Origin of the sequence: Bradyrhizobium sp. NBAIM08 (assembly GCF_020193935.1) — a bacterium.
GTDB lineage: Bacteria > Pseudomonadota > Alphaproteobacteria > Rhizobiales > Xanthobacteraceae > Bradyrhizobium > Bradyrhizobium yuanmingense.
The window spans coordinates 158,749-181,512 of record NZ_JADYVR010000012.1 but is presented as its reverse complement, the minus strand read 5'-3'; the positions used below and the strand labels follow the sequence as shown (position 1 = coordinate 181,512).

At 65.3% G+C, this 22,764-nt stretch carries 21 protein-coding genes and 1 pseudogene; 11 read left to right on the top strand and 11 right to left on the bottom strand.

Translation table 11 applies throughout. The annotated features are described in order from the left end of the window. Window positions 1–14: 14 nt before the first annotated feature. The 5 genes from I6F37_RS31415 to rpsT form a co-directional block, all read right to left on the bottom strand. Entirely contained in the window at window positions 15–749 is a 735-nt protein-coding gene (locus tag I6F37_RS31415; RefSeq protein ID WP_036002630.1) for a hypothetical protein, read from the bottom strand. Window positions 750–869: 120 nt separating this feature from the next. Further along, window positions 870–2,006 (bottom strand): DNA replication/repair protein RecF, encoded by a 1,137-nt coding sequence (recF, locus tag I6F37_RS31410; RefSeq protein ID WP_036002616.1) that lies wholly within the window; start codon window positions 2,004–2,006, stop codon window positions 870–872. Between the two features lie 161 nt (window positions 2,007–2,167). After that, window positions 2,168–3,286: a DNA polymerase III subunit beta gene (gene dnaN, locus I6F37_RS31405; protein ID WP_036002613.1), complete on the bottom strand. Its 1,119-nt coding sequence runs from the start codon at window positions 3,284–3,286 to the stop codon at window positions 2,168–2,170. Window positions 3,287–3,543: 257 nt separating this feature from the next. Beyond that, window positions 3,544–4,953 (bottom strand): chromosomal replication initiator protein DnaA, encoded by a 1,410-nt coding sequence (gene dnaA / locus I6F37_RS31400; protein ID WP_036002610.1) that lies wholly within the window; start codon window positions 4,951–4,953, stop codon window positions 3,544–3,546. 1,274 nt (window positions 4,954–6,227) lie between these two features. Beyond that, on the bottom strand, window positions 6,228–6,494 hold the full coding sequence (gene rpsT, locus I6F37_RS31395; RefSeq protein WP_036002606.1) for a 30S ribosomal protein S20: 267 nt from the start codon (window positions 6,492–6,494) through the stop codon (window positions 6,228–6,230). Between the two features lie 423 nt (window positions 6,495–6,917). Here rpsT and I6F37_RS31390 point away from each other — a divergent pair, with 423 nt between their 5' ends. Further along, the gene (locus tag I6F37_RS31390) at window positions 6,918–7,235 is read left to right on the top strand and encodes a hypothetical protein (RefSeq protein WP_025033220.1); all 318 of its coding nucleotides are present in this window, start codon (window positions 6,918–6,920) and stop codon (window positions 7,233–7,235) included. 134 nt (window positions 7,236–7,369) lie between these two features. Beyond that, window positions 7,370–8,116, top strand: coding sequence for a polysaccharide biosynthesis/export family protein (locus I6F37_RS31385; RefSeq protein WP_036002627.1), 747 nt, complete (start codon window positions 7,370–7,372; stop codon window positions 8,114–8,116). A 147-nt stretch (window positions 8,117–8,263) separates the two neighbouring features. On the opposite strand, the gene I6F37_RS31380 is transcribed toward I6F37_RS31385, so the two are convergent. From I6F37_RS31380 to I6F37_RS31370, 3 genes are all read right to left on the bottom strand, one after another. After that, a complete protein-coding gene (locus I6F37_RS31380) occupies window positions 8,264–8,938 on the bottom strand; it encodes a dienelactone hydrolase family protein (RefSeq protein ID WP_036002604.1) in 675 nt (224 codons plus the stop codon). Between the two features lie 165 nt (window positions 8,939–9,103). Further along, complete coding sequence (locus I6F37_RS31375) at window positions 9,104–9,439, bottom strand: hypothetical protein (RefSeq protein ID WP_036002601.1); 336 nt, start codon at window positions 9,437–9,439, stop codon at window positions 9,104–9,106. 24 nt (window positions 9,440–9,463) lie between these two features. Continuing rightward, window positions 9,464–10,228, bottom strand: coding sequence for an alpha/beta fold hydrolase (locus tag I6F37_RS31370; protein WP_225153659.1), 765 nt, complete (start codon window positions 10,226–10,228; stop codon window positions 9,464–9,466). Window positions 10,229–10,713: 485 nt separating this feature from the next. Here I6F37_RS31370 and I6F37_RS31365 point away from each other — a divergent pair, with 485 nt between their 5' ends. The 3 genes from I6F37_RS31365 (at window position 10,714) to I6F37_RS31355 (ending at window position 14,998) form a co-directional block, all read left to right on the top strand. Next, complete coding sequence (locus tag I6F37_RS31365; RefSeq protein ID WP_036002624.1) at window positions 10,714–11,205, top strand: (2Fe-2S)-binding protein; 492 nt, start codon at window positions 10,714–10,716, stop codon at window positions 11,203–11,205. Then, the gene (locus tag I6F37_RS31360; protein WP_225113273.1) at window positions 11,202–13,484 is read left to right on the top strand and encodes a molybdopterin cofactor-binding domain-containing protein; all 2,283 of its coding nucleotides are present in this window, start codon (window positions 11,202–11,204) and stop codon (window positions 13,482–13,484) included. The genes I6F37_RS31365 and I6F37_RS31360 overlap by 4 nt, the downstream gene beginning before the upstream one ends. 419 nt (window positions 13,485–13,903) lie before the next feature. Beyond that, the gene (locus I6F37_RS31355; RefSeq protein ID WP_036002556.1) at window positions 13,904–14,998 is read left to right on the top strand and encodes an HD-GYP domain-containing protein; all 1,095 of its coding nucleotides are present in this window, start codon (window positions 13,904–13,906) and stop codon (window positions 14,996–14,998) included. A gap of 134 nt (window positions 14,999–15,132) precedes the next feature. Here the strand turns inward: I6F37_RS31355 and I6F37_RS31350 are convergent, their stop codons facing one another. Together I6F37_RS31350 and I6F37_RS31345 are read right to left on the bottom strand one after the other, a co-directional pair. Next, window positions 15,133–16,713: an AMP-binding protein gene (locus I6F37_RS31350; protein ID WP_036002528.1), complete on the bottom strand. Its 1,581-nt coding sequence runs from the start codon at window positions 16,711–16,713 to the stop codon at window positions 15,133–15,135. A gap of 226 nt (window positions 16,714–16,939) precedes the next feature. Beyond that, a complete protein-coding gene (locus I6F37_RS31345) occupies window positions 16,940–17,356 on the bottom strand; it encodes a VOC family protein (RefSeq protein ID WP_036002526.1) in 417 nt (138 codons plus the stop codon). 123 nt (window positions 17,357–17,479) lie between these two features. Between I6F37_RS31345 and I6F37_RS31340 the strand changes: the two genes are divergently transcribed. From I6F37_RS31340 to I6F37_RS31325, 4 genes and pseudogenes are all read left to right on the top strand, one after another. After that, window positions 17,480–18,454, top strand: a complete 975-nt coding sequence (locus I6F37_RS31340) for a tripartite tricarboxylate transporter substrate binding protein (RefSeq protein WP_036002523.1) — start codon at window positions 17,480–17,482, stop codon at window positions 18,452–18,454. A gap of 149 nt (window positions 18,455–18,603) precedes the next feature. After that, entirely contained in the window at window positions 18,604–19,056 is a 453-nt protein-coding gene (locus I6F37_RS31335; RefSeq protein ID WP_036002521.1) for a helix-turn-helix transcriptional regulator, read from the top strand. An 8-nt stretch (window positions 19,057–19,064) separates the two neighbouring features. Then, a pseudogene (locus I6F37_RS31330) lies at window positions 19,065–19,400 on the top strand (SRPBCC domain-containing protein); the annotation flags it as partial. 17 nt (window positions 19,401–19,417) lie between these two features. Continuing rightward, the gene (locus I6F37_RS31325) at window positions 19,418–20,155 is read left to right on the top strand and encodes a thioredoxin family protein (protein ID WP_225130185.1); all 738 of its coding nucleotides are present in this window, start codon (window positions 19,418–19,420) and stop codon (window positions 20,153–20,155) included. A 166-nt stretch (window positions 20,156–20,321) separates the two neighbouring features. Here I6F37_RS31325 and I6F37_RS31320 read toward each other — a convergent pair whose 3' ends face one another. Beyond that, window positions 20,322–21,569 carry a S1C family serine protease gene (locus tag I6F37_RS31320; RefSeq protein ID WP_225144823.1) on the bottom strand — a complete coding sequence of 416 codons (1,248 nt, stop codon included), beginning with the start codon at window positions 21,567–21,569 and terminating at the stop codon, window positions 20,322–20,324. A 199-nt stretch (window positions 21,570–21,768) separates the two neighbouring features. Here I6F37_RS31320 and I6F37_RS31315 point away from each other — a divergent pair, with 199 nt between their 5' ends. Then, entirely contained in the window at window positions 21,769–22,386 is a 618-nt protein-coding gene (locus I6F37_RS31315) for a hypothetical protein (RefSeq protein ID WP_036002509.1), read from the top strand. Beyond that, window positions 22,373–22,747: a transcriptional regulator gene (locus I6F37_RS31310; protein ID WP_025033235.1), complete on the top strand. Its 375-nt coding sequence runs from the start codon at window positions 22,373–22,375 to the stop codon at window positions 22,745–22,747. Before I6F37_RS31315 ends, I6F37_RS31310 begins: the two co-directional genes overlap by 14 nt. Window positions 22,748–22,764: the final 17 nt, after the last annotated feature.

Below are 22,764 nucleotides of genomic sequence, written 5' to 3'. Positions count from 1 at the left end.
GAGGTTCAACACGCTCAGTATAGCTGCAGCGGCGGCCAGGCGTCACCGTCGCGCCCGACCGTGAGCTCCCAGGTGTCGCCGGCGGCGACGGTGAGGATGTTCGTGGTGGCGGGTTGGCCCGGGACGCGCAGCCTGTACGAATATTCGCCCGGAGCGAGGTCCAGCGCGACGGCGTTCGCGCCGGCCGGGCGCGGGATGGTCCGCTCGTTGATGGTGAGGACCGCTTCCTTGTCGCCGATATTGCTGAACACCAGCTTCGCCTGGCCGGGCTCGGGCAGCACGTTCGCCTTCGTCGCCGTGTCCGCGTTCTTCTGCACCAGATGAACCGCGGTGCCGGAATCCTTGCGATCGAGCATCAGCGCGGCCGGCCCCAGCGGCGAGACGAAGGCGAGCCGGACGTGATCGGCGTTGATCACGGCGCCATCATGCTGCTCTTGCCAGCCGAGCTTGCGAAGCTCGGTCCGGTAGAAGGCGAGCACGTCGCTGATCCCCGCGGGCACGGTGGCCTCCAGCCTGACGCGGAGCGGCGCGTCGACGCCCTGCATCAGCGTGGTGTGGATCCCCCTGTAAGTATAGCGGGTCGGTGCGGGCAGCTTGGCATCGGAATCCAGCGTGAGCGGCGTCGGAAACAGATGCGGCAGCGAGGCACCGGCGCTGGCCGCGAGCATGCACATCGCAAACAGGGCGAAGCCGCACGCAAACAACTGCCATCGTGCCGGAGCTTGCGCCCCATGCCTCACCGCCGTCATGCTCATGCTCCAAAAATATCGCGAAGGATGTCGCGCATGTCCGAGTGCTGCGCGATGGCCGCTTCTTGCGGCCTCAAGCAGCTAGTCGCGATCTGGAACAGGCGGGTTCAATGCGGCGGCCTAGCTGCGGGCCGAGACTCGTCCGCTCTCGACGTCAAACACTTCGCCCCCCGCGCCGATCTCGGCGAAGGCGGCAGGATCCGCACCGGTCAGCCACACCTGCGCGCCGAGCTTCTTCAGCTCATCGAACAGCGCGGCCCGGCGGTTCGGATCGAGATGCGCAACCACCTCGTCGAGCAGCAGCAGCGGCACGATGCCGGTCATCTCGGCGACCAGGCTCGCATGCGCCAGCACGAGGCCGATCAGCAGCGCCTTCTGCTCGCCGGTGGAGGCATCGCGCGCCGGCATGCTCTTGGGCGCGTAGATCACCTGGAGGTCGGTGAGATGCGGGCCGTCGGTGGTGCGGCCGGCGATCGCATCGCGCGGGCGGTTGTCGCGCAGGATCTGGCGGTAGCGGTCCTCGACCGAGGTCGCGGTCTCCTCGAGCAGCGCATTCTCCATCCAGCCGTCGAGCGCGATCTGAGCGGACGGAAATGCGGATGCCTGTGCGCGCGCGTTGAGCATGCCGGTGAGCCTTGCCGCGGTCTGGCCGCGCGTGGCCGCCACCGCGACGGCGAGTTCGGCCGTCTCGCGCTCGATCGCGTCGCACCAATGGTCGTCGTAATTGCGCGTCTCCAGCAGGCGGTTACGCGAGCGCAACGAGCGCTCGAGCGCGTTGATGCGGCTGGAATGCTCGCTGTCGATGGCGAGCACGAGACGGTCGAAGAAGCGCCGCCGTTCGGACGCTGCGCCCATGAACAGCCCGTCCATGGCCGGCGTCAGCCACACCATGCGGATATGATCGCCGAAGGCGCTGGCCGAGCCCACCGGCTCGCGGTCGATGCGGCAGCGCCGGCTGACCGTGGTATCCGCGCGCGGCGCATCGATGCCGGTGCCGAGCGTCGCCAGCCCCAGCGCGCCCTCGACCTGCGCCGACACCGCCCAGGAGCCGTCGCCCTGGTTGTCGGCGACATCCTCCAGCGTCGCCCGGCGAAGGCCGCGGCCCGGCGACAGGAACGAGATCGCCTCGATGCAATTGGTCTTGCCCGCCCCGTTCGGTCCGACCAGCGCCACCAGATCAGCCGCCGTCTCGAGCCCCGCCGCCCGGTAATTGCGAAAATGCGTCAGCGTCAGCCGATGAATGCGGGAGGGGGTCATGAGATCCGTTTTCCGTCATGCCCGGCCTTGTGCCGGGCATCCACGTTCTTGGCTCCGAAGACGTGGATGGCCGGGACATAGGCGGAGCAAAGCGACACCGTCCTTTCGGACGGCTACGCCGGCCATGACGATGTAGTGACAGGTGTGGATGCCGGTAGGTCTCACACCCGCATCGGCATCAGCACGTACAGCGCGCTCTTGTCGTCGCGGTCCTGCACCAGGGTCGGCGAGCCGGGGTCGGCGAGGCGGAGCGTGGCGACGTCGCCTTCGATCTGGGCGGCGATGTCGAGCAGATAGCGGGAGTTGAAGCCGATATCGAGCGCGTCGGAGGCGTATTCGACCTCGAGCTCTTCGGTCGCGCTGCCGGAATCCGGATTGGTCACCGACAGCACCAGCTTGCCCGCCGACAGCGACAATTTGACCGCGCGGCCGCGCTCGCTCGAAATCGTCGAGACGCGGTCGACCGCGTTCTCGAAATCCTTCTTGTCGACGACGAGCTCCTTGTCGTTGTTCTGCGGAATGACGCGGCCGTAATCGGGGAAGGTGCCGTCGATCAGCTTCGAGGTCAGCACGACGTTGCCGATGGTGAAGCGGATCTTGGCCTGCGACAGCTCGATCGTCATCTCGGCCTCGGTGTCCTCGATCAGGCGCTGCACCTCGCCGACCGTCTTGCGCGGCACGATCACGCCGGGCATGCCCTCGGCGCCCTTGGGCTGCACCAGGTCGAGCTGGGCGAGGCGGTGACCGTCGGTGGCGACACCGCGCAGGGTGGCGGCCTTTGGCGTGCCGGCGGCATGCAGATAGATGCCGTTGAGGTAATAGCGCGTCTCCTCGGTCGAGATCGCGAACTGGGTGCGGTCGATCAGCCGCTTGACGTCCTTGGCGGCGAGCGAGAACGAATGCGACATGTCGCCGGCGGCCAGATCCGGGAAATCGTTCTCCGGCAGCGTCTGCAGCGTGAAGCGCGAGCGGCCGGCGCGGATGGCGAGCACGGCGCGGTCGCCGTCGGCCTCCAGCACGATCTGCGAGCCGTCCGGCAGCTTGCGCACGATGTCGTAGAACATGTGCGCCGGCACGGTGGTGGAGCCCGCGGTCGCGGTTTCCGCCGGCAGCGTCTCGGTCACTTCGAGGTCGAGGTCGGTCGCCTTCAGCGACAATTTCGCGTTCTCGGCGCGCACCAGCACGTTGCCGAGAATCGGGATCGTGTTGCGGCGCTCGACCACGCGGTGGACATGGCCCAGCGACTTCAGCAGTTGTGCGCGTTCGACCGTAACCTTCATTGCACTACTCGCCCGATCCCTTAGGAAAACACAGCGTTGAGAAGGCCGGGCGGCGGGACGCGCGCCAGGCATCGAAGACCCCGACCGGCCGGATCATTCCTGCCGATATGACCAAAGCCGTCTGGGTCGCGCAAGGTGGCGCGGATGGCCCGCAGATTCAAGGCATTGGGGCCAGTTCCCCACGATTTACCGCCCAAAACGAAGACCGCCGCCCAGGCAAGCCGGGGCGGCGGGAGCAGGGCGGGAGCCCTAGGCCTTTATTCCTGAAGCTGGCGCTTCAGCGATTCCACTTCCTCCGACAGCGCGGTGTCCTTGGAGACCAGCGCCTCGATCTTGCGCACCGCGTGCAGCACGGTGGTGTGGTCGCGCCCGCCGAAGCGGCGGCCGATCTCGGGCAGCGAGCGCAGCGTCAGCGTCTTGGCGAGATACATCGCCACCTGGCGCGGGCGAACTACGTTGGCGGTGCGGCGCGAGGACAAGAGGTCGGAGCGGCTGACATTATACTGCCGCGCCACCACGCGCTGGATGTCCTCGATCTTGATCCGCTTCGGCTCCTGCGGCCGCACCAGGTCGCGCACCTCGTGCTCGGCCATCTCCAGCGTCACCGGCCGGTTGTTGAGCTTGGAATGCGCCAGCAGCCGGTTGATCGCGCCTTCGAGGTCGCGGCCGTTATGGGTGATGGTGCGCGCCAGATAATGCAGCACCTCCTCGGGCACCTCGAACGTGGCGTGATGGGCGCGGGCAGCCGCGACGCGCGACTTCAGGATGCCGTGGCGCAGCTCCTCGCCGAGCGATCCCATCTCGACCACGAGCCCGCCGGCGAGCCGCGAGCGGACGCGATCGTCGAGGCTTTCCAGATCGGACGGCGGACGGTCGGCCGCGATCACGACCTGGCGGCCGGCGTCGATCAGCGCGTTCAGCGTGTGGCAGAACTCGGCCTGCGTCGACTTGCCCTGCAGGAACTGGAGGTCGTCGATGACAAGCACGTCGATGCCGCGCAGCGCTTCCTTGAAGGCCAGCGCCGTCTGCGTCTTCAGCGCGGCGACGAAGCCATACATGAATTTTTCGGCCGTGAGATACAGCACCTTGCGCTCGTTGCCGGAATTGCCGGCCCAGGTCACGGCCTGCAAGAGATGCGTCTTGCCGAGGCCGACGCCGGCATGGATGTAGAGCGGGTTGAACATCACGGGGTCGCCACGACGCCCTTCGGCGACCTGGCGCGCGGCCGCATGAGCCAGCGTGTTGGAGCGGCCGACGACGAAGCTGGCGAAGGTCAGGCGCGGATCGAGCGGCGAGCCGCCGAGTGCGTCGTGATTGGCCGAGACCGGCGCGGTCGCGGTCGAACGCAATTCCGGCGTCGGCGCGCGGCGCGCCTCGACCGGCGCGGGCGCTTCCTTCGGCTGCGCCGAGGGGCGCACGGCGGACCGCACCGTGAGGTCGATGCGATGCACTTCCGGCATCTCGGCCTGCCAGCACGACAGCACGCGCTCGGCATAATGGGCCTGAATCCAGCTCTTCAGGAATCGCGTCGGCACCGAGAGCCGCACGCTCTCGTCCTGCACGCCTTCCAGATCCATGCGCGCAAACCAGCTCGTGTAGACGTCCTCGCCAACGCTCGAGCGCAGCCGACCCTTCACGCGTGACCAGCGATCCTGTTCCATTGTCATCGTCAGAAAACTTCTCTTGAGAGATATAGTTGCGTTTGTGAGCGCCATGCAGGGTTCCTGCCACGGTCCCTGAAGTGGCGCGACCTCGAGCGAGTCCATCGTCGGGCATGGCTCGACCGTTCGGCGCGAACGCCGCGGGTCAGATCAGCGATGTCAGAGATGGTGGGGTCGCGAGGTCAGCGCGTACTCGGCGCTCCGTCACGCGCGGGAGGCTGGAAATCCGACGGGGCTGAAACGGCATCGTTGGAAAAGGAAACGTGCTGCAATACCGCGTTGAGTCCGTAAGACATGATACCTCCCCGTCCTGCCGTGATCGCTCACGACAAGGTCCTGCGTGTCCTAAAGACAACCGCGCCGTACTCCTGTCGCGGATGCCTGCCCAAATGTACTAGTCGTCCGCTCGACTTCGCCACCTTGCGTGCCGGGGTAGCTTCGCGATGTCTCTCATATGAGCCTGGCGCGAGTAGATGCGCCTGGCGCGAGCGGGAAAGGTCCCGCTTGGAAACATTCAGACAAAGAGCTACCATTCCCACATTGCTGTGGGTTTTGCACCGACATCACTTTTTGAAGCGTCGCCTACGTGCACACCGCCGCCGATTTGCACGCTCGCCCCGTTTCCTAAACCGCGCTGGTCTGAAGATCGTGGGCGCCGCTGACTGGGTTAAGGAATACACTAAGCGGAAAGACTCGCAACGAAATTGATTCACAGTTGAGCCGTCAAAAAACTTGACCTCGGTTAACGTCGCACAGGAGTTGTTCACAGGCTGCGAAGCAAGTTTTTGAATCCGTGCACAGAATCGAGAAGGCCGCGCGTCATGTGACAATTCTCGTTCAGCGCCAAATTATTTTTATAAATTCGTCATGCGCCCGACGTGCGGGCGAATTTTCCAAATGCTTGTCGCTGCTATGTTGATAAGTGATTATCGAGCCATCGCTTTTCGAGACTCGTTTTGCAGGGTAACTCCACCGTGACACACGTTCCGGTGAATCTACGGTGTGCAGAACTCTCATCGGCCATCGATTCAATTCGCGCCCGCCTCACAGGGGTTTTTTGCAACGCAGTGAAGTTTCCTCTGTTGCAGAACATCGGCAGGTAGAATTACGGAATGAAGACTGACGCAGACGATGTAAATCATCCAAGCGAGGCGTGAGCCTCGCGTGACTGCTTGCGTGAATGTGACAGTCAACAAAAAAGCCCGGCGCGAGGCCGGGCTGTTTGACGCGCTGACCGGATCGACCGATCAGACGATGTCGCCAAGATGACTTGGCAAGATTTACTTCGCGAGCTTGGCGATCTGCGCGGTGAGGCGCGAGACTTTGCGGCTGGCGTTGTTCTTGTGAATGATGTTGCGCTGGGCGGCGCGCATCAAGGCGGGCTCGGCCGTCGCGAGCGCCTTCACGGCAGCGGCGCGGTCGCCGCTCTCGATGGCTTCCTCGACGTTGCGCACGGCGCCACGCATCTGGGTGCGGCGCGACTTGTTGACGGCAGTGCGGCGGGCGATCTTGCGCGTCGCTTTCTTGGCGGAAGTGGTATTGGCCATGGTCTCAATGTCCTTTGCGGGTACCGGTCGCGTCTTGGTCGGGTAGCGCCGGCTTGCTTGACCGCGGAATCGACGCTCGGATTTAGGGTGTTCGGTTGCTGGGCCGTTCCCGGAACATGAGCGACCGCCTTGCGGCTGTCTCTGAGGCTCCAAGGTGTCTTCAAGCTCGGATGAGTCCTGAAGCCCAGGGTGCCTGCAACTGCTCAAAGAACAGCGGCGGCGGGATTGCGCCCACCGCCAGTTGGCGCCCTTATAGAGAGGGTCTTTCGCACCGTCAACGCTTTCGGGCGCCGGAAACGCCCCTTTGGCGGCCTGGATGAGTGCCGTAACGCCCTGAAGAGGTTGAATTTCTGCCGTCGCCCGGCTATTGGCTGGCATCGTTCCGAAAAGGTCGTCCGCTTCGACGGCCATCGTAGGTGAGGCATGATCCGCGGCTTTTTCCGACTGATAGGGCTGTTGCTGCTCGCCGGCGGGTTCATCTTCATGGTCTATGACGGCGCCCGCTGGGTGGCCGACCAGACCCTCAAATTCACCCGCTTCGGCCAGTTCTGGAACGATATCAATCAGGCCAGCCAATCGGCCTTCCGCACCTGGGTCGAGGCCAAGGCGCCCTGGCTCTGGACCTCGGTGATCCGCCTGGTGCTGGAGCAGCCGGTCTTCGCCGTCCTCGGCATTCTCGGCATCCTCCTGATGATCCTGTTCCGCCCGCGGAAACCGCTGATCGGCTATTCCCGGGATTGAGCCTGCAGCTGGCACCCGCGTAACAGCGCTGCCTCTTACCCTCCCCCTCCAGGGGAGGGTTGGAGCCCCACTCAACGCTTTATTAACCATAACCGGTGCATCACTGGAGCCGTCTCGTTTCGAGGATGGGTCCGGTGCCGGTTGCACGCGCGTTTCGATGGTCGAACTTGGCGTCCTTGGCAGCGTCCGCCGCGCTCGCTTTGGGCGGCTGCATGCAGACCGCAACTCCCGTCGCGATGGTGCAGCCTCGTCCCGATCTCGATGCCATGGCCTATGGCCAGCCCTATAATGCGCCGCGGCCGGTCGTCGTCGCCAATAACGGCGGTGGCGCGATCGCAGCGCTCAGCAATTCCTTTGCCGCTTCGCCCGCACCGATGCCTGTCGGCTACGCCGCGCCGATGGCGGTGCCGGTGCGCAATGGCCCCTCCTACCATCTCGACGCCGGCGACAAGCTCCGCGTCGTGGTCTACGGCCAGGAAGGTCTCACCAACAGCTATGCGATCGACGCCGGCGGCTCCATCACCATGCCGCTGATCGGCGCGGTGCCCGCCCGCGGCCGCACCACGGCGGGGCTGGCCGGCGAGATCGCCGCACGCCTGCGCAACGGCTACATCCGCGAGCCTTCGGTGGCGGTCGAGATCGAGACCTATCGTCCGTTCTTCATCCTCGGCGAGGTCCTCGCGCCCGGCCAATATCCCTACGTGCCGAACATGACGGTCGAGAGCGCGGTCGCCATCGCCGGCGGCTTCTCGCCGCGCGCCAAGCGCGACATGGTCACCGTCACGCACACCGAGAACGGCGGCGCCATGCGCGCCGTGGTGCCGCTCGGCACGCCGCTCGCGCCCGGCGACACCGTGTTCGTCGGCGAGCGCTGGTTCTAGGGCTCAAGCCCAGGCACTCTCCTCCCGTCATTCCGGGGCGCGACGAAGTCGCGAGCCCGGAATCCATTCATCCACGAACGCTGACGCACGATGGATTCCGGGCTCGCGCTGCGCGCGCCCCGGAATGACAGTGGAAAGAGCCGCGCGCTACTTCGTCAAATGCTTCGCGAAAAAATCCATGCTGCGCGGCCAGGCGATGTCTGCGCTGGCCTTGTCGTAGCTGGCGCGCTCGTCGCAATGGAAACCATGCTGGGCGCCTGGATAGATGAAGACCTCCACATCCGGCCGCTTCGACTTGATGGTCTCGACGTCGGTCAGCGGAATGCCGGCATCCTTCTCGCCGAAATGCAGCTGGGTCGGCACCTTCGGCGTCTCGTCGGCGAAGCGCACGACGGCGCCGCCGTAATAACCGATCGCCGCCTTCAGGCCGGTCAGTCGCGTCGCCGCGACGAAGGCGATGCTGCCGCCCAAGCAAAATCCGATGATGCCGACGGGCCCGACGCTTCTGACCGCATCGATCGCAGCCTGCGTGTCGCGCAGCATCGCGGCCCAGTCCGGATTGGCCACGAACTTGCGCGCCTCCGCGATCTCGTCGGGCGAATAGCCCGACTGGAAGTTCGGCGCCGTCCGGTCGAAGATCGACGGCGCGATCGCGACATAGCCTTCCCCGGCGAGGCGGTCGCAGACCGAGCGGATGTGGTGATTGACCCCAAAGATCTCCTGGATCACCACCACCGCGCCCTTCGGCGTGCCGGCGGGATCAGCGCGATAGGCGCCGAGCTGGAAATTGTCCGAGGCTGTCAGCTTGATGTCCTGTCCCACGCGGGTTGTCCTTCTTGGTTGTCGATCCGAAATTCAGCTCTCTCCCTCATCCTGAGGAGCGCGCACCTGCGCGCGTCTCGAAGGATGAAAGGCCGAGATGCAGCAGCCGGGCCTGCATCTTCGAGACGCTTGCTGTGCAAGCTCCTCAGGATGAGGGGTAACACCTCACTCCCACATCCAGTTCTCGCCGTAATCCTCCTTCCATCCGGCCAGCCGGCCGTGGCGGAATTGCAGGAACAGGCGATGGCGATAGGGGATCAGGCCGCTGCCGCCGATATTGCGCAAGGCGAGATAGATCTCGTGGCCGGGACGTCCCCGCACATATTGCAGCTGCTGCCCGAGGGCGCGCGCGGTTTGCTCGGCATCCATGCCGAAGGCGAGCGGAATGTTGTTCGACAAGGTCGCGGCGAAGGGCTTGCGCGGCGGCACGGCGCCGATCGGCTCGGCCTGTGCAGAGAGCGACAGCAACATCGTGCCCGCAGCCAGCATCATCAGCTTCATCGCCTGTGTCCCTGCTCGATCGGCCTATGCAGGAAAGTTCTTCAGGAAAGGCGCGACCGCGTCAACAAAAGCCTTGGGCTGATCGATGTTGACGGCGTGTCCGGCCGCGGGGATCACGGCCTTTTGTGCGCCGGGGATTTTTGCGGCCATGTAGTCGGACGCGGCGAGGAACGGGGTGTCGTCGGCGCCGACCACGATCAGGCTGGGCACCTTGATCTCAGGCAACAGCTCCATCACGCGCGCATCGCGCTGGGTCAGCATGCCGCGCGCGGCGAGCGCCAGGCCCCTGGCGTTGCGATGGCTCGCGGTGGCGCGCTCGCGCGTCGCCGCTTTCAGCACATCGAGGCCTTCGCGGTCGAGCCGGTCGGCGGTGGCAAGCGCCCGCGCGTTCCAGGCTTCGCGCGCATCGTCCTTCCTGAAGCCGGGGCCGGTGTCGATGATCAGTAGCGCGCGGGCCCGCTCCGGATGTGCGCGGTAGAACGCCAGCGACATGTAGCCGCCGAGCGAAAGCCCGCCGATGATGGCGCGCTTCGTGCCGACCGCATCGAGGATCGCCGCCATGTCACCGACCGTGAGGTCTTCGCTATAAGCACTCGCATCGTCAGGGTAATCGGACTGGCCGTGGCCGCGCATGTCCCACAGGATCAGCGTGTGGTCCTTCGCCAGCGCGTCGATTTGCCCATGCCACATCGCCGACGTTGAGGAATAGCCGTGCGTGAGCAGCAGCGGCGGCCCGTTGCCATGAACCTCGTAGTAGATGTTGACGCCGTCGCGATTGATCTCCGGCATTGCTTCCCGCCCTTTCTTTTTCCTCGCCACGACACCGCTGCACCCTCTCCCCTTGCGGGAGAGGGTGACTTCGCTGAAAGCGAAGCCGGGTGAGGGGTCTCTATCCGCGCATGACTCTCTCAATGCGAGTGCGCGGATACAACCCCTCATCCGGCGCTTCGCGCCACCGTCTCCCACAAGGGGAGAAGGAAGAAAGCGGCCGCGGCTGCACCTTAGCTCGCCAAGTTACCTCGAAGAAACTGCCTGAATGCGTAGCACGCATGCCGGAGGCATGCGCTGTTGCGTCCAGTGGCTGCGTCGACGCTCTTGGCGCGGCGCACAACGAGCGAGTGTGGCGGTCGTTTTTTCGACTCGTTCCAAATTGCGTTTGCCTCCGCGTCGGAACGCGATCATTCTCGCCGGCAAGGCTGACGCCAGCCCGGTGGGCGTCCGCCATTCAAATTGCCGCCGTAAGCGGCTTCATGCACCGGCAGGGGAAGACGCCTATGCCAACTCTCACCATCAACGGGCGGAGTCTGTCCGTGGATGCGGCGAACGACACGCCGCTCCTCTGGGCGATCCGCGAGCAATTGCAGATGACAGGCACCAAGTTCGGCTGCGGTGCCGGGCTGTGCGGTGCCTGCACCGTGCACGTCAACGGTGAAGCCGTGCGTTCGTGCCAGACCATGGTCGGTGACGTCGCCGGCAAGAAGATCACCACTATCGAAGGTCTCTCCGCCAAGGGCGATCATCCCTTGCAGAAGGCCTGGATCGCCGAGCAGGTGCCGCAATGCGGCTACTGCCAGTCCGGCCAGATCATGCAGGCGGCTTCGCTGCTCGCCAAGAATCCCAATCCGACCAAGGAAGAGGTGGTCGCCCATATGGACGGCAATCTCTGCCGCTGCATGACCTATTCGCGGATCCAGAAGGCGATCATGCGCGCCGCATCCGAGATGCGCACCGCCTCGGCCACCTCGAGCGAGCGGAGGCCCACATGAACGAGCATGTGAAGAAATTGACGCCCGAGACGACGGATCTCAGCCGCCGCTCCTTCCTCGTCGGCACCGCCGCGACCGGCCTCGTGCTCGGCTATGCCGGCGTGCCCGGCATCGAATCGGCAGCCGCCGCGCCCGCCAATTTCGAGCCGAGCGTGTGGTACGCGATCGCGCCGGACGGGCTGGTGACCGTGACCTGCGGCAAGGCCGATATGGGCCAGCACATCGCCTCCACCATGGCGCAGATCGTCTGCGAGGAATTGGGCGCGAAATGGAGCGACATGCGCGTGCAGCTCGCCTCCAACGATCCCAAGTTCAACGATCCCGTGCTGGGCGCGCAGATCACCGGCGGCAGCTGGTCGACCATGATGAACTTCGAAGCGATGAGCCGGGCCGGCGCCGCCGGTCGCATCGCATTGACCGAAGGTGCCGCCGCCGCCATGGGCGTGCCGGCATCGGAGCTCGTGGTGCGCGATTCCATGATCGTGCATCCGAAATCGAAGAAGCAGATGTCGTTTGCCGATGTCGTGAAAAGCGGCAAGGCGACGAAAACCTTCTCGCCCGACGAGCTGAAGGCGATCAAGCTGAAATCGCCGGACCAGTACACCATGATCGGCGTCTCGGTTCCGCAGCTCGACATCCCCTCCAAGACCAACGGCACGGCCAAGTACGGCATCGACGTGATGCTGCCGGGCATGGCCTATGGCGCGCTGGTCACGCCGCCGGTGCGCTTTGGCGCCACCGTGAAATCGGTCGACGACAGCGCGGCAAAGAAGGTGCCGGGCTTCATCAAGGCCGTCACGCTCGACGACAAGACCGCAACGACGTCGGGCTGGGTCGTCGCGGTCGCCAGCACCTACGCCAACGCCAAGAAGGCGGCCCAGGCGCTGAAGATCGCCTATGACGCGGGTCCGAACGCGAAGCTGTCGAGCGAGTCGCTGCTCGACGAGGCCAAGCGGCTGCAGAAGCTGGACGATTCCGGCCAGTTCTTCGTCAAGGACGGCGATCCCAATGCGGCCTTCGGTTCGGCGGCCAAGGTGGTGGAAGCGGAATACACCACCAGCATCAACATCCACGCGCCGCTGGAGCCGATGAACGCCACTGCGGAGTTCAAGGGCGACATCCTGCACATCTATTCCGGCAACCAGTTTGCGACGCGCTCCGGCGCGATCGCGGCGGGCGCTGCCGGGATCGATCCGAAATTCGTGGTCATGCACCAGATGTGGCTGGGCGGCGGCTTCGGCCGGCGTCTCGATGCCGACATGATGATTCCGGCGGTGCAGGCGGCCAAGGCCGTCGGCAAGCCGGTGAAGGTGATCTATTCGCGCGAGAACGACATGACGATGGATTTCTCGCGTCCCCTCACCTACCAGAAGGTCAAGGCCGGCGTGGACGGCGATGGCAAGCTCATTGCGATCAGCCACGACGTGGTCTCGGCCTGGCCGACCGCGCGCTGGGGAATCCCCGATTTCCTGACGCCCTCGGTCGACAAGAAGGGCCCGCTCGATTCCTTTACGGTGAACGGGGCGGACTTCTTCTACACCGTGCCCAACCATTATGTGCGCGCGATCAAGAACGAGCTCGCGCACAACGCCACGCCCTCCGGCCAGCTTCGCTCGGTGGCGCCGGGCTGGACCTTCTGGGCGGTCGAAAGCATGATCGACGAGATCGCGGCGGCGACGGGCAAGGATCCCGCCCAGTTCCGCATCTCGCTGCTCGACGGCGCCGGCAAGAACGACGGCGGCGCGCAGCGCTTGCGCAACACGCTGCTCGCCGCGATGGGACTGTCCGGCTACGGCACCAAGCAATTGCCGAAAGGCGAGGGCATGGGCGTGGCCTGCGTCTCCTCGCAGGAGCGGGCGACCGCGAGCTGGACGGCGTGCGTGGCTCACGTCGCCGTCTCGCCGTCGGGGGAGGTGACCGTGAAGAAGCTCACGGTCGCAACCGACGTCGGCACGCAGGTGCATCCCGACAATGTCCGCGCCCAGGTCGAGGGCGCGGCGCTGTGGGGCCTGTCGCTGGCGATGTACGAGAAGGCGACGCTGAAGGACGGTGGCATCGAGCAGACCAATTTCGATGGTTACACGCCCTTGCGCATGAGCCAGACGCCCGAGGTCGCGATCGCCGTGATCGCCAATGGCGAGAAGGCCACCGGCGTCGGCGAGCCCGCGGTCACCGTGGTCGCGCCGGCCATCGGCAACGCCATCTTCAATGCCAGCGGCGCCCGCGTCCGCGCCCTGCCGATCACCGCGGAAGCCGTGAAGGCGAGCATGAAGGCGTAAGCCGCGCTGCGATTGCCGAATGAGCTGATCCGCCGGAGGGCAACCTCCGGCGGATTGTTTTTGAGCCGCCTCCACACCCTCACCGTCATGCCCCGGCTCGACCGGGGCATCCAGTACGCCGCGGCTTCTCGGTTTCAGCCGGACCGTCTCAGCATACTGGGTCGCCCGGTCGAGCCGGGCGACGACAACGGACGGCGGGGCGATAGCGTCCAAAATTCCCCTTATCCATCAATGCCCGTTCTACTGTGCATGGGGTTGTTTTCGCCGGTTGTGAAATTTCCCCTCTGAACCCCAATCCGTAAAATTGCGTGCAATTCCCCAAGGTTCCATTGAGCACGCCTCTTAAGGGCCAGAGAACCTGAACCAGCTTAGGCTCATCGGCCAATACGCCCGAGTTCCCGGTCCTTGTGGGGGAAGCCATGAACGCCACAGCCAAATCCGCCGCCAAACGCCGGCTCCTGCTCGCCTCCGATCGGAGCGACGGGAGCAGCGAGCTCGCCAGCATCCTGAAGGCGGTCGGCGACGTCTCCACGGTGAAGACGGACGAAATCCCCGCCCAGCCGTCGCGCGATCTCTCCGGGCTCGTGGTCGACATCAATCTGCGCTCGCCCGACAGCGTGCAGCGGGTGCGCAACAAACTGCGCGGCGATGCCTATCGTTCGATGCCGCGGCTGTTCGTGCTCGCGGACGCCCTGCATCACGGTACCATGCAGGCCTGGGCGTTAGGAGCCACTGACACCATCTCAAGGCCGCTCCAGGCCGAGGCCATCCTGCAGCGCATTCGCGCCGCCTTCCCGGACACCGCGGCCTATGACGCGACCGATCGCGGCAAGACGCTCAACCGCGGCGTCGAGGCGGCGCATGCGGTGCTGACCAAGATGTTCGAAAAGCTGCCGCTCGGCGTGGCCCTGACCTTCGACGACGTCATCGCCGCCGAGAGCAAGATCCTGAAGGCGATCAAGCATTCCTCGCTGCGCGAATGGCTCACCACGGTCGGCTGTCACCATGTCGGCAGCTACCGCCATTGCCTGTTCGTCACCGGCTTCGCCGTCGCCTTCGCCCAGCATCTCGGCATGCGCGAGGACGACCAGCGCCGCCTGACCCGCGCCGCGCTGCTGCACGACGTCGGCAAGGCCTTCGTTCCGGCCTGGCTGCTCGACAAGCCCGGCAAGCTCACCGACGAGGAGATGGCCGAGGTCCGCCAGCATCCGCGCCGCGGCTATGATGCGCTCGCTGCCCAAGGCGGCTTCCCGCCGGAGATGCTGGACGTGGTGCTGCATCACCACGAATTCCTCGACGGCTCCGGCTATCCGAACGGCCTGTCGTCGAACCAGATCAGCGACATCGTGCGCCTGACGACAATCGTCGACATCTACGCCGCGCTCGTCGAGAAGCGCGCCTACCGCATGCCCTTCACCCACTCCCGCGCCTTCACGATGATGGAAGGCATGGGCGGCAAGCTCGACCAGCAGCTGCTGCAGGCGTTCCGTCCGGTCGCGCTGGGGTCGTTCTAGTCGGGATGCCGTAGTCGTAAGGTGGGTTAGCCTCGCGGCTGCGCGAAGCGCAGGCGCCAGGCGTAACCCACCATGCCTCCGCAATTGCCGAACGAAGTAGGTGGGTTACGCCTTCGGCTAACCCACCTACGAGATCACCCCACCAGCTTCCGCAGCTCCGCCTTCGCCACCTTCTCCAGCGTCGAGCGCGGCATGTCGTCGACGAGCCTGATCTCGCGCGGCAGCTTGAAGTCGGCGAGGCCCCTGCGGCAGGCTTCCATGACGCGGTCCTGCAGGTCGGGGGCCGCGCCTGCGACGCCGCCTTGCGGGATGATGAAGACGACCGGCACCTCGTCCAGCATCGGATGCGTCTTCGCCACGACGGCGGCCTCGCGCACGCCCGGCACCAGCGCGATCACCTGCTCGATCTCGGAAGCCGCAACGTTCTCGCCGCCGACCTTCAGCATGTCCTTGGCGCGGTCGCCGAACTTGATGAAGCCGTTCTCCAATCGCTCGACGCGGTCGCCGGTGAGGAAGAAGCCGTGCTCGTCAAAACTCTCGCGCGTCGCCTTCTCGTTGTGCAGGTACTCGGCGAACAGCGACAGGCCGGGGATGCCCTTGATCGCGAGATTGCCGGTGTCGCCGACCTCCGTCGGCCGTCCGTCGTCGTCGGTGATGCGGATCTGATATTCGGGCGCGGCGCGACCGATCGACATCGGGATGTTGGGCTGATCGACCTCGCCGACGATGCCGTGGGTGATGGTCTCGGTCATGCCCCACCAGCCGATCATCTTGACGCCGAAGGCGGCAAAGGCCGGCGGCTCGTTGATGGCGGTGCCCCACAGGCGGAACTTGTGGTCTTTCGGGATATCCTGCTCGAGCAGCGCCTTCATGCAGAACGGGATCGTCGAGGTCCAGGTCGCGCCGTGCTCGCGCGCGACGCTCCAGAACCGGCTGGCGGAGAAGCGCGGCTGGATCACGCAAGTGGCGCCGACCCACAGCGTCGCCAGCATGGAATAGGCCAGCGCATTGGTGTGGAACAGGGGCAGGTAGGCCTGGTGCACGTCGCGGGCATGAAGGTCCTCATGCGCGGCGTTGATCTTGGCGCCCCACAGTGCGTTGGCGTGGGTCCACAGCACCGCCTTCGGCCGCGACGTCGTGCCCGAGGTGTATTGCACGCTGCATGGCGCGAGCGGATCGGTCGCGCGCCGGGGGCGATCGGCACTGTCGGCGAACAGCGATTCGAAGCTGTCGCCCCGCGAGACGCCCCGCGCGGGCGCCGCCCCCGCATCGTGCGAGGTCACCGCCAGCCAGCGTATGCTGCGGCAGTTCTGCGCGACGGCTTCCGCATAGGCCGGCTGCGTGATCGCGGCGACCGCGCCGCAATGATCGGCGAAATACGCGATCTCGGCCGGCGCCGAGCGCGTGTTGGTGGTGACGGCGACGGCCCCGAGCTCGACGCAGGCGAACCAGGCCAGCATCGCCTCGATGCAATTGTCGAGATGAATGAGCACATACTCGCCCGGCTTGACGCCGCGCCTGGCGAGGCCGGCCGCGAGCGCGCCGACGCGCTCGTGAAACTCGCCGTAGCTCCAGCGCCGCGCCGGCGCGTCGAACGGGGCCCAGATCAGAAACGGATGATCACGCCGGACCTCGGCGCGCAGCTTGAGCAGCCAGGGCACGTCGAGCCCGTCGAACGGGCCCACGATTCCAGCTGTGGTCTGTTGAACTGGCATGGCTCCTCCCGGTGCAGCCGCATCTTGCCGGCGGCTGTCTTTTGATGATTGCGTCTTCCTGCCATTGGACGACGCGGGACGCAATCGGGGGTATGCGTGAGCGCGCTCTCTCCACCGTCATTGCGAGCGCAGCGAAGCAATCCAGACTCTCTCCACGGAGGCAGTCTGGATTGCTTCGTCGCAAGCGCTCCTCGCAATGACGGCGTTCGAGGGCGCGGCGGCCCTATCAGCCGGCGTCCCCGTACGACGAGATCTCGATCAAACTTCCATCGGGATCCCGGCAATAGACCGAGCGCAACGTGCCGCGGGCGCCTTGCCTCGGGCCCGGACCTTCCTCGATCGCGACGCCATGTGCCCGCAAATGCGCCACCACCTCGTCCGGCGTGGCCGAGGTGAGAAAGCACAAATCGTCGCTGCCCGCCGTCGGTTGGTCCGCGGTGAACCACTCCACCTTGCCGGCATCGCGCTGTCGGACGTTGATCCTCTGGTTACCGAATGTAAGGAAAGTCCGCGGCGCTTTGCCGCCGCCGGGATCGAACACCTTGACTTCCATGCCGAGAATCTTGCCGTACCACGCAGCACTTGCCGCGACGTCGCTGACATTGATCACGAGATGATCCAGGGCATGAACCTTGACCGGCATGTCTCATCCTTTCGTCGTGATGTGCCCCGCGCACTTTCCGCACGCGGCAAGCTTTGTTACAACCGCAGCGACGCGGCTTTCAAGCCATCCGACTTCAAGAACAACACTGGGAGAACCCTTGAGATGATCACTCGCCGTACCGCGCTGGGCCTGCTCGCCGCCAGTCCGCTTGCAGCCACCCCGCTGTCGAAGGCCCTTGCCGCCGATTATCCGGCCCGTCCGGTGAAATGGGTGGTGGGCTATCCGCCGGGCGGCGCCACGGACATCCTGGCACGGCTGATCGGCCAGCGCCTGTCGGAAAAGCTCGGCCAGCAATTCGTGGTCGAGAACAAGCCCGGCGCCGGGAACAACATCGCGACCGAATCGGTCATCAATGCCGAGCCCGACGGCTACACGCTGCAGCTGGTCAACCCGGCCAACTACATCAACGCCTCGCTCTACAAGAATCTCAAGTTCAACTTCGTGAACGATATCGCGCCGGTCGCCTCGTTCCAGCGCGTTCCGAACGTGATGACCGTCAACAAGGACGTGCCGGCCAAGAACGTCGCCGAGTTCATCGAGTACGTGAAGGCCAATCCCGGCAAGGTGAACATGGCCTCGTCCGGCAACGGCACCTCGGTGCATCTGTCCGGCGAGATGTTCATGGCCATGACCGGCTGCAAGATGCAGCACGTGCCCTATCGCGGCGCCGCGCCCGCGATCACCGACATGCTCGCCGGCCAGGTGCAGGTGATCTTCGACAACATGCCCTCGATCATTCAGCACATCCGCTCCGGCAGCCTGCGCGCGATCGGCGTCACCACCACGGAACGCTCGCCGCAGCTGCCCGACGTGCAGCCGATCGCCGACACCGTCAAGGGCTATGAGGCGAGCGCGTTGTTCGGCATGGGCGCGCCGAAGAACACGCCGAAGGAAATCATCGCCAAGCTCAACGCCGAGGTCAACGCGGTGCTCAAGGAGCCTGACATGGCCAAGCGCCTGGTCGAGCTCGGTGGCGAGCCGCGGGTGCAGACGCCCGAGGCGTTCGGCGAGGAGATCAAGGCCGAGACCGAGAAGTGGAAGAAGGTCGTCGACTTCGCCGGCCTGAAGGTCGAGTAGAAAATTCGTTATGACGAGGAAGAGAGCCCTGCCGTTCGGCAGGGCTTTTTTCTTGGCTGCATTGCCAGCAACTCGATCACGCTCTCGTGCGGATCCGCGCCTGCGCCTTCCGGCTTGACGTTGTCGCGCTCGCGTCTATACTAAACCACATGGTTAAGTATCAGGACGAGACGCTGGACCGGACTTTTGCGGCCCTGTCAGACCCGACGCGTCGTGCCTTGCTGGCGCGCCTCGGCGAGCAGGACGGCCTGTCGGTGAGCGAGCTGGCGGCCCCGTTTGCGGTATCGCTGCCGGCGATCATGAAGCATCTCGACGTGCTCACCGATGCCGGGCTGATCGTGCGCGAGAAGACCGGGCGCACAGTCGCCTGCCGGCTGACCGCGCAGCCGATGGAGCAGGCGATGAACTGGCTCAATCGTTATGCGCAGTTCTGGTCCCACAATCTCGATCGCCTTGCCGCCTTCGTGGAGGAAGAGACATGGCCAACGCAACCGCCAACACCGCCGAACGCCCGGCAGAACGACCAAGCCTCACGCTCACGCGCCGGCTCCGCGCGCCGCCGCAAAAGGTCTACGCCGCCTGGACGCAAGCCGCGCAGCTAGCGCAATGGTTCGGGCCGCCGAACATGAAGCCGGCGACGCTTCAAGCCGAGCTCGACGTCCGCGTCGGCGGCCGGTTTCGCATCAGCTTCACGGGGGACGACGGCGAATACTTCGAGGCCGGCGGCCGCTATCGCGAGGTGGTGCTGAACGAGCTTCTGGTCTTCACCTGGGCCTGGCACTCGACGCCGGAGCGTGAGTCGCTGGTGACGATCTCGCTGAAGCCGGACGCTGCCGGCACCTTGATGATCTTCCATCACGCCCAGTTCTTCGACGAGACCGCGCGCGACAACCACCAGCGCGGCTGGAGCTCGATTTTCGACAAGCTCGATGCTTTCGTCGCCTGATCCCCAAGGAGAACGCCATGCAGCAACATCAGATCGTTTCGCGCGAGCAATGGATCGTCGCGCGCAAGGCCCTTCTGGTCCACGAGAAGGAATTGACCCAGGCTCGCGAACGGCTTGCCGACGAGCGCCGCCGGCTCCCCTGGGTCAAGGTCGACAAGGCGTACGCATTCGAAGGGGCGAACGGCATTGTGTCCCTGGGCGATCTGTTCAAGGGCCGGCCGCAGCTGATCGTGCAGCACGTGATGTTCGCACCCGATTGGGACGCGGCCTGCAAGAGCTGTTCGTTCTGGGCCGATGGGTTCGAGCGCATGGTGCCGCATTTGGCCGCGCGCGACACCGCCATGGTTGCGGTCTCGCTGGCGCCAAGCGCAAAGCTCGAAGCCTTCAAGAAGCGGATGGGCTGGACCTTCGACTGGGTTTCCTCAGGCCGCAACGACTTCAACCGCGATTACGGCGTGACGTTCTCACAGGAAGAGGTCGCGACCGGCAAGCCGATGTACAATTTCGGGACCACGCCGTTCTACGGCCCCGAACTGCCCGGCATCAGCGTGTTCTTCCGCGACGAGGCCGGCGCGATCTTCCACACTTATTCCTGCTTCGCCCGCGGCCTCGACATGATGAACGCTGCATATCAATATCTCGATCTCACCCCGCTCGGCCGTCACGAGGAAGGCCTGCCTTATCCGATGGACTGGGTGCGCCTGCGCGACCAGTACGAGCCGCAGCCGGCGAAGGCGGCGTGCTGCCACGGGTGAGGGGAGCGCTCGACGCACATCAAAGGTGTCATCGCCCGGCTTGACCGGGCGATCCAGTATTCCGAGACGGCAGTGATGAATCGAAAGGCCGCGGCATACTGGATTCCCCGCCTTCGCGGGGAATGACAGCTACGGGTGAGGTGCAGGGTGTGCCTTGCCCCGATAGCTACCGCTTCGCCTCCGCCTGCTCCGCCGCGTTGCACGAGATCAGCATCGTGTAAGGCCGGGCGTTGGTGGCGATGTCGGTGGTCTTGAGCTCGCTCTTTGGCTCGGCGGTCTGATAGGGCACGATCGAATTGTCGAGGAAATCGCGCAGCACTCCGGTCTTGATGGCGAAATTGATGTTTTCAGGGATGTTGCCGGTCGCCACCGCGATCCGCAAGGCTGGAATCTTGCCCGTGACCACGCCCACGACCTGACCCGTGTTGTCGAACAGCGGCCCGCCGCTATTGCCTGGCTGCACGGGTGCGCTGATTTGCAGGAAGCGCGAGTCGTTGCGCATGCCGCTGAGCGAGCTCACGATGCCGGTGGTCACGCTGAAGTCCGAGGTCAGGATGCCGTGATAGGGAAAGCCGATCGCGATCACGGAATCGCCGGAGCGGATCGAGCGGTCGCGGATCCGGGCAAAATCCTTGAAGGTCGTCGTCGACGGCGCCTGCAACAGGGCAAGGTCGTTGTTGGCATCGCTCGAGACGACGCGCAGCACCATTGCGGCTTCGCCGGTGAGATTGCCCCTGACGTCGCCGACGCAGCCGTCGATCACATGATGGTTGGTGACGACGTGCCCGCTCGCGCTGACGACGAAGCCGCTGCCGCTCCTGGCTCGGGCGGGTTTGCCGCCGGCCGGCGCTGCCGTCTGCTTCTCCGCCGTCGCCGCCGGCTTGGCCGCACCCTTGGTGAAATCGCCGGCCTTGCTGAGCCCGTCTGCCTTCACCCGCGTGACGCAGTTCGCCAGCGCCGCGATCAGGGGGGCCGTCGACGTCAGCACAAATTGGAGTGGCTTGCTCCCGTTGGTCGTGATCACCATCAGGCTTGCCTTCTGGAAGGTGCGAGCGACGTTGGGGGGCAGGATGGTCGTCACCATATTGGTGGTGCCGGCGGTCGCAAACAACCTCGCCTGCTCCTGGCCGTCGAAGATGAAGTCGATGGGCGCGGTATCGCCCTTGTTGAAGCGAAAGCTGGGGCTGGCAAAGCTCAGCAGCCAGGAGCCGGCCGCATTCTGCGCGACGAAGAGACTCACGCCGTTGGCGTAAGGTGCGGTCGCCGCGCAATGGGAGAACGCGCCCGTCTCGTCATTGCTGAATGCGCCGCCTGCCCAGTTGCCGACATTGACGGTGCCGAACGGCCCCGCCGCGTTCGCCCCGAACACACTCACCTGCAACACGAACGCAACGACCAACGACCTCAACCACATACCAGCCCCCGGCAAACGCACTTGCACCCATCTTATCCGCGAGGGCAGGGCAGGAGCAACCGTCAGTTGTCCGCTCCCGTCCGGCTGGCCGCGACAATTCGGGCTTGCACATACTTTGCAGTGCCGTATACTTTGCGATACAAAGTAACGGGGCCGTTGCCTCGTAATGTCCGGGTGGAACGAGGTTTTGGCGTTGCCGATGCGCGATCTCGACAAGGCGCTGGCCGACATCGTGACGATCCGCAGCCAGATCGCGGCAGGCACCGCTTTCCGCGGCTACGGCCCGGCGACGATGGCGGCGACCGGCGCCGTTGCGCTCATCACCGCCGTCCTGCAATTCTGGCTGTTGGATGATCCCACCGGCGAGCCGCTCGTTTTCTTCATCGGCTGGTTCATCGCCGCCGCGCTGTCTGGACTGATCATCGGCATCGAGATGCGCGCCCGGTCGCGACGCCATCATTCCGGTCTCGCCGACGCGATGATCCACCAGGCGGTCGAGCAGTTCCTGCCGGCGGGCGTTGCCGGCGTTCTGCTCGCGGTGGTGATGTGGAAGTTCGCGAGCGAGACGCTGTGGCTGCTGCCGGGCCTGTGGCAGATCCTGGTGTCGCTCGGCATCTTTGCCTCGGTCCGCTCGCTGCCGCGCACGGTGGCGCTCGCCGGCGCCTGGTATTTCGTGTCCGGCTTCGCGGTCGTGGTGCTCGCGAGCCGAACCCACACGCTGTCGCCATGGACCATGGGCCTACCTTTCCTGATCGGCCAATCGCTGATGGCGGCCATTCTGCATTTCGCGTCCGGAGACAACGATGTCGAAGACTGACAGCGCGCCCTTCTCCTATGAAGGGCTCGACCGCGTGATCCACGAGAAGGCAAGGCTCGGGCTTCTGACCTCGCTGATGGCGCATCCAAAGGGGCTGGCGTTCGGCGATCTCAAGCAGCTCTGCGGCCTCACCGACGGCAATCTCAGCCGGCACCTTGCCGTGCTGCAGGAAGCCGGACTGGTCGAGGTGACCAAGGGCTACGAGGGCAATCGCCCGCACACCACCTGCCGCCTCACCAAGGCCGGCCGCCGCCGCTTCCTCGACTATCTCGCCGTGCTCGAGCGGCTGGTGCGCGACGCGGCGAAGGCCGCCGGCCGCGAAGCGCCGCCGCTCGGCCGTCTCGGCATCGCCTCGACCTGATCTCCCCTTTTTGACCG